The 15,835-nt window shown below is 55.6% G+C and carries 14 protein-coding genes; 6 read left to right on the forward strand and 8 right to left on the reverse strand.

The genetic code is table 11. The annotated features are described in order from the left end of the window. Window positions 1-77: 77 nt before the first annotated feature. Window positions 78-989 (reverse strand): LysR family transcriptional regulator, encoded by a 912-nt coding sequence (locus D0851_RS01445; protein WP_117617034.1) that lies wholly within the window; start codon window positions 987-989, stop codon window positions 78-80. A 113-nt stretch (window positions 990-1,102) separates the two neighbouring features. On the opposite strand from D0851_RS01445, the gene D0851_RS01450 reads away from it, so the two are divergent. Together D0851_RS01450 and D0851_RS01455 are read left to right on the forward strand one after the other, a co-directional pair. Further along, window positions 1,103-2,722: an NADH-quinone oxidoreductase subunit L gene (locus D0851_RS01450; protein ID WP_117617035.1), complete on the forward strand. Its 1,620-nt coding sequence runs from the start codon at window positions 1,103-1,105 to the stop codon at window positions 2,720-2,722. Further along, window positions 2,719-5,184 carry a YbcC family protein gene (locus tag D0851_RS01455; RefSeq protein ID WP_117617036.1) on the forward strand — a complete coding sequence of 822 codons (2,466 nt, stop codon included), beginning with the start codon at window positions 2,719-2,721 and terminating at the stop codon, window positions 5,182-5,184. The genes D0851_RS01450 and D0851_RS01455 overlap by 4 nt, the downstream gene beginning before the upstream one ends. Before the next feature lie 37 nt (window positions 5,185-5,221). Here the strand turns inward: D0851_RS01455 and D0851_RS01460 are convergent, their stop codons facing one another. After that, window positions 5,222-5,494, reverse strand: coding sequence for a YebG family protein (locus D0851_RS01460; protein WP_117617037.1), 273 nt, complete (start codon window positions 5,492-5,494; stop codon window positions 5,222-5,224). A gap of 133 nt (window positions 5,495-5,627) precedes the next feature. Next, window positions 5,628-6,596, reverse strand: coding sequence for a beta-ketoacyl-ACP synthase III (locus D0851_RS01465; RefSeq protein WP_117617038.1), 969 nt, complete (start codon window positions 6,594-6,596; stop codon window positions 5,628-5,630). Between the two features lie 178 nt (window positions 6,597-6,774). On the opposite strand from D0851_RS01465, the gene D0851_RS01470 reads away from it, so the two are divergent. From D0851_RS01470 to D0851_RS01475, 3 genes are all read left to right on the forward strand, one after another. Next, window positions 6,775-7,026 (forward strand): YdcH family protein, encoded by a 252-nt coding sequence (locus D0851_RS01470; protein ID WP_117617039.1) that lies wholly within the window; start codon window positions 6,775-6,777, stop codon window positions 7,024-7,026. Between the two features lie 171 nt (window positions 7,027-7,197). After that, window positions 7,198-7,350 carry a hypothetical protein gene (locus tag D0851_RS20125; protein ID WP_162893658.1) on the forward strand — a complete coding sequence of 51 codons (153 nt, stop codon included), beginning with the start codon at window positions 7,198-7,200 and terminating at the stop codon, window positions 7,348-7,350. Between the two features lie 234 nt (window positions 7,351-7,584). Continuing rightward, window positions 7,585-7,836, forward strand: a complete 252-nt coding sequence (locus D0851_RS01475; protein WP_117617040.1) for a hypothetical protein — start codon at window positions 7,585-7,587, stop codon at window positions 7,834-7,836. A 3-nt stretch (window positions 7,837-7,839) separates the two neighbouring features. Here D0851_RS01475 and D0851_RS01480 read toward each other — a convergent pair whose 3' ends face one another. The 3 genes from D0851_RS01480 to D0851_RS01490 all read right to left on the reverse strand — a co-directional run bounded on the left by D0851_RS01480 (window position 7,840) and on the right by D0851_RS01490 (window position 11,933). Next, window positions 7,840-8,781 carry a peptidoglycan-binding protein gene (locus tag D0851_RS01480; protein WP_117617041.1) on the reverse strand — a complete coding sequence of 314 codons (942 nt, stop codon included), beginning with the start codon at window positions 8,779-8,781 and terminating at the stop codon, window positions 7,840-7,842. Between the two features lie 109 nt (window positions 8,782-8,890). Then, on the reverse strand, window positions 8,891-10,891 hold the full coding sequence (locus tag D0851_RS01485) for a methyl-accepting chemotaxis protein (protein WP_227539399.1): 2,001 nt from the start codon (window positions 10,889-10,891) through the stop codon (window positions 8,891-8,893). A 76-nt stretch (window positions 10,892-10,967) separates the two neighbouring features. Beyond that, window positions 10,968-11,933, reverse strand: a complete 966-nt coding sequence (locus D0851_RS01490; protein WP_117617042.1) for an ABC transporter substrate-binding protein — start codon at window positions 11,931-11,933, stop codon at window positions 10,968-10,970. A 394-nt stretch (window positions 11,934-12,327) separates the two neighbouring features. Between D0851_RS01490 and D0851_RS01495 the strand changes: the two genes are divergently transcribed. Next, window positions 12,328-13,791 carry a malate:quinone oxidoreductase gene (locus tag D0851_RS01495; protein WP_117617043.1) on the forward strand — a complete coding sequence of 488 codons (1,464 nt, stop codon included), beginning with the start codon at window positions 12,328-12,330 and terminating at the stop codon, window positions 13,789-13,791. Between the two features lie 29 nt (window positions 13,792-13,820). On the opposite strand, the gene D0851_RS01500 is transcribed toward D0851_RS01495, so the two are convergent. After that, a complete protein-coding gene (locus D0851_RS01500) occupies window positions 13,821-15,149 on the reverse strand; it encodes an ATP-binding protein (protein WP_117617044.1) in 1,329 nt (442 codons plus the stop codon). After that, the gene (locus D0851_RS01505; RefSeq protein ID WP_117617045.1) at window positions 15,139-15,804 is read right to left on the reverse strand and encodes a response regulator transcription factor; all 666 of its coding nucleotides are present in this window, start codon (window positions 15,802-15,804) and stop codon (window positions 15,139-15,141) included. The genes D0851_RS01500 and D0851_RS01505 overlap by 11 nt, the downstream gene beginning before the upstream one ends. Between the last annotated feature and the right edge of the window lie 31 nt (window positions 15,805-15,835).

The raw sequence follows: 15,835 nt of genomic DNA on the forward strand, positions 1-15,835 counted from the left end.
TCATTATTGTTGTGCTCGTTCGGGATCAGTATACGGTTCTACAGCACCCCGATGGATGACTTTTTTGGCCAGACTGGCTAGTCAGAATGATCAACCGTGGGCTGGGCGAGAAAATTATCAGAGGTCTGCGAAAGCAGCGCCCGCAGCGCTGGAGTCTCGAACTGGCGCCGGATGCTGATGGCGTAGAATTCCTCGAAGACGCCGGGCAGGGCGCCGTAATCCGACAGGGCCCCGCTTTTAAGTTCGTCCCGCACCACCACCGGCGGCATGATGGCAAAGTGCCCGGTGTCCCGTGTCAGCAGTCGCATCATGGCCATGTCGTCCACTTCCGCGGCAATGTGCGGGCGGAGCCTGTGGTATTCGCAGAGCTGATCAAAAGCCTGGCGTATGTTGTTGTCCGGTCCCGGAACAATCAGGCTCCGGTTCCTGAGCATCTCAGGGAACTCTCTTTGCACCTCCAGGCCCGTCGGGCCAATGATGCTTACCGGCTGTTTGGCGATCAGACGGGAGCGCCAGGGGTTCTGCTCATCCCCCTGTACTGTCTGATTGGAAAGAATCAGGTCCAGTCGATGGGCCGACAGACGCCGCAGCAATTCATCGATGTGGCTGCTTTGCAGGCTAAGCTCCAGATCCTCCCGGTTCAGTAAGGGTTGCAGAAAACCCTCCTGAAAGTTCCGTGACAGGGTCGCGACGGCGCCAATGCGGAGGATTTCCCGGTTCGGTTGCGCGCCTGAGGCAAACAGGGCCGACAGTTCCTCACCTTGCCGGAAGATTTCTTCGGCATAGGAGAAAGCCATGCGTCCCGCCTCGGACAGCTTGAGCCGGCGCCCCTCCCGAATGAACAGGTCATGGCCGAGGCTTTCCTCCAGTTTCCGGATCTGCCCTGAAAGAGCGGACTGGGAAATATGCAGGGAGTCTGCCGCCCGGGTGAGATGGCCGGTGCGGGCAACCTTCCAGAAATAATACAGGTGGTGGTAATTGAGCTTCATTGCCGACCGTTCTCAAAAACAGAATGAATTAATCAGTATAAACCATTTTTTATATCGGTCTGGCAAGGGCAAAGTACTCCCGAAAGGTTCCGCCAAACAGAAGGTTTGTCCCTATGAATCCAATCGCTGAATTTTCTTCGTTACTGGTACTGGCCATCTGGCTGATGCTGCCGGTGGCCCTTTTTGCGCTGGCCGGATTGAGCGGCTGGCTGAAAAGCCCCCTGAAGCGGAATCACTGCTGGCGCATTGCCGGCTGGCTGATGGTGCTCTCAATGGCCGCGTCTTTACTGGTTGCCACTTTGCTTATCATCCAGTCCGTGGTCGTTGGCGACAGCAACACACTGGCTACCCTCGGCAGTCGCTTTGGCTTGTACCCGGATGGTATCGCCGTCTGGATGGCTCTGATGGTGGCGTTCGTTGGGTGGGTGATTCTGCGGTTTGCGCACAATTATCTCAGCCAGGATCCCGGCCGTGATCGCTTCCTTCCCTGGTTCCTGGTTACGATCGCTTCGGTTCTGGTTCTGGTTTTCACCAATAACCTGCTGATTCTGGCAGGCGCCTGGATTGGTGTCAGCCTGGCCCTGCACCACCTTCTTACGCTTTACCAGGACCGGCCACAGGCGCGAATGGCAGCGGTTCAGAAGTTTATCGTCAGCCGCGCCGGAGACGTGCTGGTGATTTCGGGTGTGGTGTTGCTGTATCTCCACTACGGCACCTTTTACCTGCCAGAGATGGTGACGAGCGAGACCGCCCGTGCAGGTGGTTCGCCGGAGCTGACCATGGCCTCGGTGGCCCTGGCTCTGGCGGCCATTCTCAAGTGTGCCCAGATCCCCTTCCATGGCTGGCTTATCCGGGTGATGGAGGCGCCGACGCCGGTTTCTGCACTGTTGCATGCCGGCGTGATCAACCTCGGCGGATTTCTGTGGCTGCGTTTGTTCCCGGTCTTCGACGGATTCACCGCCGGACACCTGTTACTGCTGGTGATTGGCGGCCTCACAGCGGTCGTTGCGGCGCTCACCATGATGACCCAACACTCCGTGAAGCATGCTCTGGCCTGGTCCACCTGTGCGCAGATGGGGTTCATGCTGTTTGAAATCGGCATGGGAGCCTACACGCTGGCGCTGCTGCATCTGTTGGCTCACTCGCTTTATAAGGCCCACTCCTTCCTGGCCTCCGGGCGCACGGTGGTGGTGTCGGCGGCGGGTGGCTTTGCCGAGCCTCCAGTGGCCAGCCGGATGCTCTGGGCGGGCTCAACCGGGCTGGTCGCAACTCTGATTCTGTTCCAGGCTCCGTGGATTGTTGAGCACAACCCGGTTTTCGGGGCGCTGCTGGTGCTTGCAGTCGCCGCCGCGGCCATGGGCATACCGGCCGGCGCAACCGCTTCAGTAAAATTCAAACTGGCAGGCATGTCGGTGTTGCTGGTTCCGGTCTATTCACTGCTGCATACGCTGGTGGGGCCGGCGGTGCCCGTGCATGAGGGTTTTGCCGTTCCTCCGGTCGGTTACGCACTGGGGGCGGCAATGGTCGCGTTGCTGGCCCTATGTTCGCTGCTGATTGTTCTGGGCGCCCGTTTCCGGGCAACCCGGGTGCTCGGCGCCCACTTCCGGCAGGGGCTCTATCTCGACCTGCCGTTTGACCGGCTGACCCGTCAGCTGGCGGCCGAAGCGCTGAGGGTGCCGTCAATGTTTCGTAGAGTTCCCCATCATCCGTTCAGACTGGAGGAAAGATCATGACCAATTTATCGGTGTCGGTGCCGGAGTTGCAGGTAATGGATGATGGTTGGCGCGACTCTTTCCGCAAGGCCTGTAACCTGATTGCGCCGGTGTGGCCGCTGGATCAGTGGATTGCGGTCAACCCGTTCTGGGGCCTGAGGCATAGTACGGCGGCGAGAGCAGACCAGCTTCTGCAGGAGCGTGGCGGGATCAACATGCTGATGCCCCCGGAGTATTACCGGGAGGCTTGGGACGGCGGCCGGATCCGGGAAGAGGATCTCAGGGCGAGTATCGAGGAGTTTGGCGGCGAGCAGTGTCTTGCGGATTATCTGGACTGGCCTGGCCGTCCATCAAACACCTCTGCTCCCGGACAGGGCTCGATTCTTGGTACGTTTTCAGGAGGTCCGGCAAACTCCGCAGGCAATGGTGAAGAGAACCTGGCTGAGGTGGTTTGTGATCAGGTTTCGAAAACCTGTGGCGCTTTTTTTGACCAGCGCCAGGGCCGTTGGTCTGCGACCAGGGGCGAATATGACACGGGTTTGTTCGGGTTCTGGCTCGAGTCGGTTCGCGAGGATCGTTCCCTGGATTTCAGAACCGGTCTGGCGGGTGCCCGGGCGTTTTTCAACGCCGTGCCGGATACCATGGATGAGGCGATTGAAGAATCGATCAAGGCCATCAGGGTTTCTGGTCAGGAGCTTGAGGCCCTGTTCCACAGTCTGTTGCTTCGGGTAAACGGCTGGGCCTCCTGGTGCCGTGGAGAGGACTGGCGCGCCGGCCTTGAGGGCGCATCGTCTGATCGCTGCGCAGAACTGCTGGCCATCATGCTGGTCTGGGAGTCCCTCGGCGCTGGCTTTGCCTCGCCCGCCCAAAAAGCCCAATGGCAGAAACAGAGAGCGCGGGCACGCCGTGCCGGCGACCGGAACGATCGGAACAGGCTCTGGGTGTGGCAGCGTGCGTTTGAGCTCGGTTATCAGCGCACGCTTTGGCAGGCGCTTGGATTCGGGCATCAGACCGAGCCGGTTTCGGTTCCAGACAACGAGACGCTGGAAGCCCAGGCTGTCTTCTGTATTGATGTCCGGTCTGAAGTGATGCGCCGACACCTGGAAGAGGTCTGTCCCGGCGTTCAGACGCTGGGTTTCGCGGGCTTTTTCGGAATGCCCATTGCGCACCAGCAGCACGGGCCTTTCGCGCCGGTCCGGCGCCTGCCGGGGCTATTGTCAGCGCCATACCGTTTAATCGATACCAAGGGCAGCTTGCGGGAAGACTTCGCTGAAAACAGGGCATTGGATCAGAAGGAAATTGCCCGGGAATCGGTGAGAAAGGCGAAATACAGCAGTCTCTCCACATTTACTATGGTGGAAACAACCGGGCTTGCGTGGGCCTGGAAATTGCTGAAGGACAGCTTGAAGCGTGGCCAGCACAGCAATACTGAACATTGTATTGAAGGGCGACTGGTTCATAACCATGGCGGTGATCCCCTTTCCGATGCGGAAAAGGTAACGCTGGCAGAAAACATGCTCCGGGGCATGTCGTTAACCGGCAGCTTTGCGCCCTTGCTGGTGTTTGTTGGCCATGGCAGTCATACCGATAACAATCCGAATCAGGCCGGACTGGATTGCGGCGCCTGCGGCGGCCAGAGTGGCGGCGTCAACGCGCGCCTTGCCGCCCGCCTGATCAACGAGCCCGAAATCCGGGCAGGGCTGGCCGCCCGGGGTATAAGAATCCCCGACTATACCTGGGCCGTGGCTGCCGAGCATTGCACGGCCACTGACAAGGTGACCATTGCCGATCACCACCTGATTCCGGATTCCCACGTTCATAAACTGGCGGATTTACAGGCGGGTTTTGAGGAGGCTGGCGTTCGGGTTCGCAAGGAGCGGGCAACGCCACTGAAACTGAATGGGTTGGGGGATGACCAGCTGAAAGAAGCCATGGAGAAAAGGACCAGAGACTGGTCAGAGGTGCGTCCGGAGTGGGGGTTGGCCAACAATGCAGCCATCATCTTTGCCAAGCGGACAAGAACCCGCGGCAGGAATCTTTCCGGCCGGGTATTTCTGCACGATTATGATCCCGCCCTGGATGCCGATGGCAGCCTGCTGGAAGGGCTGCTTGCCGCTCCGATGATCGTAGCCAACTGGATTAACCTCCAGTACTTTGCTTCGGTAACGGTTCCGGAAGTCTACGGCTCAGGGAACAAGCTGCTTCATTCGGTCGTTGGTGGCAATGTGGGGGTGGTTGAAGGCAATGGGTCGCATCTTAGGATCGGCCTGCCTCTGCAATCGGTGCACGACGGAACCTACTGGCGCCACGAACCGGTTCGGCTGACGGTGCTGATTGACGCTCCGGCACAGCGGATAGAGTCGGTGATTCGTTGCCAGCCAGACGTGGCGGCCCTGGTGCAGAATCAGTGGGTCTGCCTGTGCCGGATGTCTGAGAATGGGGCAGAGCGTTACGATAAGGGGCAGTGGAAAAGCATAGCGTGAGGCAGGGCGGCCTTTACCTGCCTGCCGCCCTTGGCTCTTATTCCTGCTCCGCGTTAAGAAGATCCGGTTTTTTGAGCGATTTCTGAAACAGATCCTTTTCTTCAGCGATGGCCATGGCGCAGCGTTCAGCCAGGTCATCGCCAAGCCCTTCAACCTTGCGGCTGAGAAATACCTGAATTTCTTCGGCCAGCTCCAGAACCTTATCCCGGGCATCGGCTTCGGCTTTTGAGGTGAACAGCATCGTGTCAGGATTTTTCAGTGCCATATCCAGGCCGTCCCTATCGGAAAAGTAGACTGCTTGTACTGCCATGGTCATTCCTCGCAGTGAGCGTTAGTAGTACTGTATAAAAACACAGTCTATCCGACAGGGGGTCGCCAACACAATGGCAATCGGGCTTCAGCAATTGCCGAAGCCCGGAAAGACAGGGTACGGGAAGGGAAAATCAGTATCTCAGTAGTGCGGAACCCCAGGTGAATCCGCCACCGAAGGCCTCCAGCAGGATCACCTCATTGCGCTTGATTCGCCCGTCGCGCACGGCAACATCCAGGGCAAGGGGGATCGAAGCCGCAGAGGTGTTGCCATGCTGGCCAACAGTAACAACAACCTGGTCCATGGACATATTCAGTTTTCTGGCAGTAGCCGAGATGATTCGAAGATTGGCCTGGTGGGGCACCAGCCAGTCAATATCCGATTTCTGCATCTGATTGGCTTCGAGGGTTTCGTCGACAATCTTGCCGAGCGTGTTCACCGCCACCTTGAACACTTCATTGCCCTTCATCTCCACAAACGCGCGCCCGGCTTTCACCTGATCATAACCATCCGCAATACCGCAGGGCACATGAAGTAACTCTTCATATTGGCCATCGGCGTGGATGTGCGTGGAGAGAATGCCGGTTTCGTCATCGGCTTCCAGGATCACCGCACCGGCACCGTCCCCGAAGAGTACACAGGTGCCACGGTCTTCCCAGTTGATGATGCGGGAGAATACCTCAGCCCCGATGACGAGCGCCTTCTTGCTGCTGCCGGTTTTGATGAATTTTTCCGCAGTTGCCAATGCGTAGACAAAACCGCTGCAGACTGCCTGAATATCGAAAGCGGGGCAGCCATGGATTCCCAGCCGGGCCTGAAGAATGCAGGCGGAGCTCGGGAAAATCTTGTCCGGGGTGGAGGTGGCGAACACAATCAGATCAATGTCTTCAGCGTTAATGCCAGCGGCGTCAATGGCGTTCCTCGCAGCTTGCTCGGCCAGGTCGACCGTGGTCTGTCCCTCAATGGCAATATGCCGTTGCTCGATTCCGGTGCGCTCGCGAATCCACTGGTCTGTGGTGTCGACCATTTTCTCAAGGTCTTTATTGGTAACGATATTGTCTGGCAGGTAAGAGCCGGTGCCGGTAATTCGTGCAAAGGTCATTCGCGAGTGTCCCGAGGCGTAACTGGTTTAACGTTCTTCCATGCTATACCCATGTAACGTCGTGCGTAATTAGCGATTTGTCAAAGAAGCCCGGAAACTGGCAGGCTCGTCTATGCTGAAGGTGATCACCTTTGATCGACACGATGCATAACTCTGCACAGAAGAGGAGAGCAAGACGATGGGCATTTCCAGCCATGAGCTTCACAAAGAATTTCCCCAGTACAGTGACCTTATTGATGAGCTCAAGAGCAACGACCCGAGGTTCGATGAAAAATTCCGGGAATACGCGGAGCTGGATCAGGAGATAGAGGGGTTGGAAAAGAGGGATGCGCCTATTAGTGACGACAAATTGCATCGCATGAAACAGAAGCGCGCCCGGCTTAAGGATAATCTTTACCAGGCGCTGGTTTCAAACGACAAGGCATCATGAAAACGTAATGAATGTGTAGCCTGAATTTAACGGAAAAACGCTGAGAGCCCCTGTGTGTAGGGGTTTCCAAGTATTTAGAAAACTCCTCGTCAACCCTAAAATAGGATCCTAATTAAACAAGGTCCCGGTTTTGAATGACCGACATTTTGTCGTTGACTCAGGAGTTTTAAAATGAAAAGCGCAGCTTCTCTTTACAAAGGCTGGCGGATGAAGCGCAACTTCGTCCGCCTGGTTATGACAATGGATCGCCGGTTGCTGAACGACGTCGGGTTTTCACCCGAACTGGTTGAACAGAAACTGAGCACGCCTTTCTGGAAATTCTGATCCGGAAGAACTGACCGGCAATTGCACCGGTAATCTCCTGAGCTGGTGAGAAAATCACCAGTTCAGCGTTTTCGGAATGTGGCAAAAATAAAATATACCATTGTTCTTAAAGTGTTTTTATCTCGAAAAAATATAAGAAAGTTGATTTGTATCTGTATATTCCCTGAACGGATCAGTCTATAGTCTGGCTACCTCCAGAACCCCAACGGTTCACCCAGAAAGGAGAGCTCGACGATGATCCAGGAATTCCTGCAAAGCACCTTGCCTTTAGACTCTTCCGTTACCCTCAAACGTTCTGAGATTGATCCTGATAGTGAACTTGCAGCTGTCCGCAGCGAGGCCTTTGAAATCGTTTCTGATGCCGGCGAAACCGTAGGCTTCGTGAAAGCCTGGGAAGAGGATCCAAGCTTCCGAGGCTACGTTCATTTTGATTCGGATGGCAACGTGGTCGACTGGAAGGTTTTCAGCCGCCGGGCTCAGGGCTGACGGTTACACCAGCCAGCCAAAGAAGAAATCAAACAACGCACTGAAGAATCCGCCACCGGTACTACGCCGGGGTTCGTTCTCAGGCTGATTCGTTGCAGCAGGGTTGCCAGTGCCGGCGGTTTGTTCTGTGACTGTAACTTCGGTTTCAGGCTCAAGGGGGGCGGTACTTGTTGGCTCTGCTGGCAGCTGTGCTAATGGACCGTCTGCCTCAACGGCCACTACTGCAACAGCGGTAACAGGTTTTTGATTTGCCGATGGTACGGAGTCAACGATTTCGGTCTCGGATTCCGGGGCTGGCGCAGTTTCACTGGACGACTCGGATACGACCCCCAAAACGGCCGGGGAGGACGAGGATGGAGCTTCAGAAGGAGTTGAGGTTCCGTTTTTAACTAATTGACTATAAATGGTTTTGTTATCAGAATCATCAATAGCTTCTGGTGGCTTGCTTGCAGATGCCTCAGCGCTTGCAGGAGGTTCTTCAGTTCCCGTTTCCCGGGGGGCCTCGATCAACGGTGCAGATGGCTCGGGCTTTGGCTCCGTTCGCGGCACCATTTTCGCCACAGCTTGAGGCCGTAACCGCAGGTTCAGTTCCGGTAAACCCAGTGCAGCCACAGCGTCTTCACGGCTGGCGACAGCATTGCTGCTGACTGTTGCCTTGGCGGTGGTATTTACACCCAGCGCCTTCAGGGTTTGCGAATCCAGGTCACCGCTGGTGGGAAGGCCGCTTTTGTCCTGATAGTTCCGGACAGCGGCCCGCAACTTGTTGTCATACCAGCCGTCCGCACGCCCGATGTCATAGCCGGCGCCGTAAAGGGCATTTTCCGCTGAAAAAATAACATTTACCGGACTTGCCCCGTGGGCAGCACTGAAGCCCATGGCCGCGGTGAACAGGACGGCGGCCTGAGTGCGAAAGCCAGGAACCTGGCAATGGCGTGAGCGTTTCATGGCGAAATCCCTCTGGGCTGTTCCGTATACGTTTACATTTCGTAACGTGAGCCCTGAAAGTATCAGCAATAACCGGGACCGCCTATGACGCAGTTAACAACCGGAATAATTAGCTGACGTGAAACCGGCGAACGAGGCTGTCCATTTCTTCGGCCATACCTGCAAGCGCCTTGCTGGAATCGTTTACGTGAGAAATGTCTCCAGTCAGTTCGTCGATGGCACCACTGCTGGCCTCGACATTCTGAGTCATTTCCGCGGCGGTCGCCCGTTGTTGTTCGGTGGCACTCGCAATCTGTGTGGTCATGTCCACAATCCGGTTCACTGCGGCCAGAATGTCCGAAAGCGCCGTGCCGGACCTGCCGGCCTCTTCGCTGGCCTCTCCGGCCATCTGTCTGGCCTTGCTCATATCAACCACGGCCCCCGCGGCGCCACTCTGGAGATTGGAAACAATCCGCTCAATATCGACCGTTGAATCCTGAACCCGCTTGGCGAGCCCCCGGACTTCATCAGCAACCACAGCAAATCCCCGGCCGGCTTCTCCCGCCCGGGCTGCTTCAATGGCCGCGTTCAGGGCCAGGAGGTTGGTTTGCCCGGCGATGCTCTGTATCACTTCGAGGACACCACCGATTTCACCAGATTCCTGTTCCAGGCGTTGAATACGTTTGGAACCCTCCTGGACCTGTTCCGCAAGCCGGGTTACCGACTGGATTGCATTGGTCACGGTTGCCTGCCCCGAATCGGCCAGCCGCGCGGCCTGCCGAGCGGATTCGTCCGTGTCGTTGGTATTTGAAGCGATCTCATCGGATGTGGAAACCATTTCCTGCATCGCCGCTGATACCTGGGTAATCTGGTCTCTCTGCTGCCCGGAGTTTTTTGTCGTCCTCTCTGTAATGCCGGACAGGGACTCGGATTCGCTGGTCAACCCCCGGGATGCCGTGGCAATCCTTGAGATGATGTCCTCGAGGGTTTCGAGAAACGAATTGACGGCTGATATGAAGTCCCCGATTTCATCCGGGCGCCCTTTGGTGAGCCGGGTTGAGACATTGCCGCGATTGTTGCCAATGTCTTCCAGGTATCCGAGGATTTCCGCGCGAGCGCGTTTCACGCTAGTGGCCATCATCCGGCTAAAGAGGAAGGCGACCACCAGTCCCAGCACTACAGAGGTTGCGAAGGCGGCCATAGTCAGGCGCAGAGCAGTGTCGGTTTCTGATTCCGCCTCATCGGCCACGGCTTCCAGCGCAACAAAAACCTTTTGTTCGAGCTCCCTCGCCAGTTGCGTAATTTCCGGGCCCAGAACATCGAGTTGTTCTGTTTTGGTTCGGTTCATGGCGCTTTGATGAAGCAAAAGATTGTTCACTGAGGCTTGATATTTCTCCAGCGCCTCAATGGCCGTATCGAGGTATTGGCGTATGAAATCGGGCACGGCATCCATATCGAGAAAGGAAAGGGCGTCCGATACATCCTCCATGGCATAACCCAGTGCTTTCTCGGAGGTTTCAGTGCCATCCGAAAAATATCGCTGGGTTGCCATTCGCATCAGGAGCGTGTCGTGGATCAGCTGCTCAAGCGTGACCCGGAGTGGGCTGTCCGGTTCCCGGTTGGTGATGCCGTCAATAGCCCTGCGCAATGCTTTGGAAGCGGCAGGGCCATACTGGTCCAGTTCTTCGGCAACAATTCGCTGAACTTGCTGTTTGGCGGGGACCAACTCCTCTTCGAAGATACCAACGTACCGGGAGGTGGCCTGCTCGATTTCCCTGACCAGCCGGATACGTTCCGGGGCCCGGATGTTTGCCTGAGCATCTGCCAGATCGTTGAAAAATCCAGACTCGAGCTGCTCAAGACGGGACAGGACTTCCTCGTTACCCGTGGCGTAATAGTCGAAAACCCAAAGTCTCAACCGGTAAAGGTTGATGAGAACATCCGTTGCAATCGCCGTCTCGGGGGCAAGGTCCCTGGCGACAGTGCCCATTCGATCATCCAGGCTCCGGAATTCGCGAACACTGTAAAAAGTGACGAGCGCGAACAGCAGCAAGATAAACACCGGTGCAATCAGCAGTTTGCCGCGCACGCCGAGGCGACGCTCAATAGATTCAACAATGGTGGCAGTCACTGTACAACCTCTTCCAAAGTGCTAGATATCTCAGTTAACGACCGAACGGGAATTGTCTGGAGTGAATCGTGACGATTTAGTCAACAAAGTTCGCCTGGCTGGCGATCAGTGGCGACAAATCCAGGTTCCAGTGTTTCAGTCCACTTTCGCTGTACACGTAGTGGCCACTCAGGGATTTCAGCTGGGGTATGCGATTGGGTTTAACCCCGTTCAGTATCAGGGAGGCGAGGCGAGCTGCGGTCAGGCCTTCCTGATGGGCTGAAATGGTGAATCCCCCGATGCTTTGTTCCTTGCCGATGAAAATATCCCAGAATGAAAAGATCGGAATTCGGGTGCGGGTAAATGCCTCAGTCATGAGCTCTTTTGGGGTGATGTAGTTATCGGCTTCATCGCGAATGGTGTGGTGCGTGCCGACCACAATAGCGTCGTAGGTTTCGTGTGCATTGAAAACGCTTTGCAACCAGGTGTCCTTGTCATTGGTAAGCACAATGTCCAGTTGCGAGCCGTAAAGGGTGGCTTGTCTTTTGTCACCGAAGTATTCGTTTACGGCATTGCGCATGGTTGGTGAATCATCCATCAACACAAGGAAACGATCCTTCTGGCTGAGTACTTTTCTCAGATGGCGGATGCTTTCCGCGAAGAAGGGCCGCTCTAGTATGCCGGTGACCAGAGGGTGCTCAAGAGCAGGGTGCTGCACGGGCCCTCCGTTCACACCTAGGAAGACAACGGGAATATTCTTTTCAACCAGATGCGCGGCCATTAACGAAAAGGCGTTGTCATCACCAAGAATAGCGACGTCCGGATTGATTTTCGCGATGGCTTGCTGCGTGATTTCAACTTTTTGGGGCCATTCGGCCTTGGGCAGACGCTTCGTGTCCAGCTCGAGAATATGAATTTTATGGTTGTCGCCAAGTACTGACTGAACAGCGGCGATGTAATCCGCGTCCCATTTGTACTGGATGTGATAGCTTTGGATGATAACGACGGTTTTACTGAAACACAGGGGGCTTACCAGCAGAAGAGCCAAGAGGAGAAAACGCATAGTTGTTCCCTATTATTATCCGAGCGAAGTTGAAAAACAGCATTTTTAACGAGTTGTTCTTCAGGCAGTTTTTATAGTTATTGCTGGCACTTATACAGAAATATACAGAAACCGTGCCAATCGCGTAATACTTTGGTTTATAAAGCTTTGTTATCTTTATTGGATCGTTTTTCCAGGTATTTCGCATCAAATGTCCGGACATCGGGACAGCTCAAGCGCGAAACCCTTAGAGACTGTCGGATTTTTCGGACAGTTCTGTCCGGTTTCGCAGACACGGGGCGTTTTGATACTGGCTGAGCAAGCCTCTTTCTATCCATAAACCACCCATGGTACTTTCGAGCCAGAAGACTTTGTTGACTACTGTCAGAAAAATTCAGACCGGTGAGCAGACTTTATGAACGTAATCGTCATAGGCGCAGGGATTATGGGTACCACGTTCGCCATCCTGGCGAAAGAGCTGGCACCCGAGCTGGATATCACCATTCTGGAAAGACTGGATGGCGCCGGGGCGGGGAACTCATGGGTATTCAACAACGCCGGTACGGGGCATGAAGCAAACTGCGAGCTTAACTATACTCCGGTGGATGCAGAGGTCATTTCGGTTGAAAAAGCCTTGAAGATCCACGCCCAGTTCAATGTTGCCAAGCAGTTCTGGGCTTATCTGATCGAGAAGGGTGCCATCAAGGACCCTACGTCTTTTATCAACCAGACCAAACACTGCACCATTGTTTCCGAATCTGCGATTGAAGAACTGCGGTTGCGGTTCAAGGAAATGTCCGCTCATCATTTTTTTGAGCACATGCGTTACTCAGAGGATTTCGATGAAATAAAGAGCTGGATTCCTTACGCCATGGAGGGACGGCCCCGCCATGAAAAAATGGCGGCTACCGTTATTGAAACGGGGACGGATGTTAATTTTGGCGCCCTGACGGAGCAAATGGCCGAGTATGCCGTCAAAGATCTGGGCGTGAAAATCCAATACGGCACCCATGTAAAGCGTGTACATCGTAGTCCGTCCGGAACCTGGCTTGTCGAAACGAAAAGCAGGGGAGTTGCAAGCCGGTACAAGTCGGATGTGCTGTTTGTGGGCGCCGGCGGCGGTGCCTTTCCGATCCTGAAAAAGAGCCACTTGCCTTTTGCAAAACGGTTTACCGGCTTCCCGGTGGGTGGCCGCTTCCTGCAGGCCCCGATCAGCGCCGAGCAGGCCGATCATTACCGGGCTAAAACCTATGGTAAGGCGAAGGTTGGCGCACCGCCCATGTCCGTGCCGCATCTGGATTTGCGGGTGGCGGAGGGTCAGTACTACTTGTTGTTTGGTCCTTTCGCGTCATTCAAACCGGTTCTTGAGAAAGGTCGTGGACTTCTGGATTACCTTGGTTCGATGCGTCTGCATGACATCCCCGGCTTGCTGAATGTCGTCCTGGAGCATTTCCCACTGGTTAAATATCTGGTTTCAGAGACGTTCAAGGGCGAAAAAAGCATGTTTAAAGAACTGGACAACTTTGCCCCGGGATTGAGTAAAAAGTTTAACTGGAAACCGGTTGAAGCAGGCCAGCGAGTGCAAATCATCAAGGATGGGGATCTGCAAATGGGCACGGAAATCCTCGTGTCCAGGGACAAAACCTACGGGACGTTACTGGGGGCATCGCCCGGGGCGTCGGTTTCGCCCGAGGTTATGTTGCGCTGTCTGGAACAATTGTTGCCGTCCATCTTTGCCAAAGAGCAAGCCAGGATAAAGAAGAAAGAGATTTTTCCCGAGGATGATCTTGACGCATTGATCAATAATCCCGATCGTTACCGGGAGATTCGGGATGCGGTCAACAGGCAGTTGGGAATAACCCAGTCCAGGGCACAATGAGATCGGCCCACGCTGCCAATACTGCGGACTTACCGGGCGCCTGCCACATTAAGCTCCGCTTCAAAACCGTCCTGGCGTCCTGTTGCCGGCGAACGCAAATGCAATGTCAGGCCCGCACCCGTGGCAATAGCATCCGCAATGGCCAGGCCCAGGCCGGAACCGGCCGCATCCGTTTTTGAGCGTGCAAACCGGTTCCGTAACAGGGCGAGCTGTTCCGGTGGCACGATGTTACCGCCATTACATACTCTCAGCGTGCCATCGTTTACCATGCTGACCTCCACAGGCTGTTTATGGGAGCCATGCCTGAGGGCATTCTCAATCAGGTTGCGCACCAGGATGGCAAAGGCATCGGGATCAAGGAAGGAGTTCACTTCACTCTCGGGCAGGTTCAGGATGATTCGACCCGGTACCTGACCTTCAAAATCAGCAACGATCATCGCCAGTATTGGCACAAGGTTGTGCCGACTTTGCGATATTGCGCCCCCTCCTTCGGCTTTCGCCAGCTCGAGCAGTTTTCCGGACAGCATCGACAGGCTGCGCAGAGCTTCCTCAATCTCGGCAACATTATTCTTAAGTTGATCACTCTGTACCTGGGTTTTCAGTCGCTGCACTTTGGCGAGTGCAGTTGCCAGTGGTGTCCGCAATTCATGGGCGCTGTTGGCCGTAAAACTCCGTTCTGCCTCAAGAGCGCGGTGCAATCGTTCCAGCAACCGGTTGACGGCAACGGCGATCGGCTCAAATTCTTTTGGTAACCGATCGCCCGCAACGGGGGACAGATCTCCAGCGCCCCGGGATTCTATCGATTGCTGGAATTCGACCACCTTGCGCAGGGAAAGCCGGACCATCCACCAGACACCCAGAAGGCTGACCGGAATCAGGAAAATCAGAGGCATCAGCAATGCCAGACCCGCCTCCAACGCAGCTTCGCGCCGGTGAGCCAGGGGTTCCGCCACCTCAATGTAGATGGTGTCACTGACGGCAGATGCTCCGTAGATCCGGTGTGTCGACGTGTTTGAAAACCCTTCCCCGGGTAATGTGCCAAAAACCCGGGGGTCGGCATCGTGGGACTGGAGCAGGAGGTTGCCTTGGTCGTCCCGGACCAGGTAAGTGAGGTATTCGTCATGGTCTTTCATGGCGGGGGCCCGTTGATTTCCGGTGCCAGTTTCCCGGTTCAGGATATCGGTAACGGCCAGCGGCAGAATGCGTTGGGCCGTTTCTTCCAGAGCACTGTCGAAAACCTCGTTCATTTCGTGCTGTGCCACGAGTCCGGAAGCTGTAACGCCTAACAGCCAGAGAAGGATGACGCCGAGTGTGAGGCCGATGCCGAGGTTTTTCTGTAAGCTGGTTCTATTGGTCATGTGTTTCCAGGCGATAGCCCATGCCCCGGACCGTTATGATGGCGTCCCGCCCCAGTTTTTTACGCAAACGGCTGACATAAACCTCGATGGTGTTACTTTCGATTTCTGCCCCGAAGGCGTAAAGGCGATCCTCCAACTGCGACCGTGATAATAACATTCCAGGTCGCTGGATGAAGCCCTCGAACAGTGCCCACTCTCGAGCGGTAAGCTCCACCGGTTTGCCGTCGCGACTGATGCGATGATCACCAAGATCCACCTCCAGATGACCCACGCGTATCCGTGGACTCGGGTTGCCCCGGTAACGACGGGCTACCGCTGCCACACGGGCCGACAGCTCGGAAAGATCAAAGGGCTTTACCAGATAGTCGTCGGCGCCGGCGTTCAGTCCTTCAATCCGGTCTGACACCTGATCCCGGGCAGTAAGGATGATTACGGGAGTCGTGTTTCCGGTTGCCCTTAGTTTCCTCAGGAAACCGAAGCCATGGCCGTCCGGAAGCATCAGGTCGAGCAGAATCAGGTCGTAAGCCGTGGTCTGAACACTGGCTTCGGCAAAGGCCAGGGTTTGCACCCAGTCTACCGCGTGGCCGTCATCCGCGATCTGATCCCGCACTGCCTCGCCAAGCCCTGCAGTATCCTCAACCAACAGTACCCGCATAGTTCACCTCTGATCCAGTTCTGGGAGAAAG

Source organism: Marinobacter sp. Arc7-DN-1 (assembly GCF_003441595.1).
Classification (GTDB): domain Bacteria; phylum Pseudomonadota; class Gammaproteobacteria; order Pseudomonadales; family Oleiphilaceae; genus Marinobacter; species Marinobacter metalliresistant.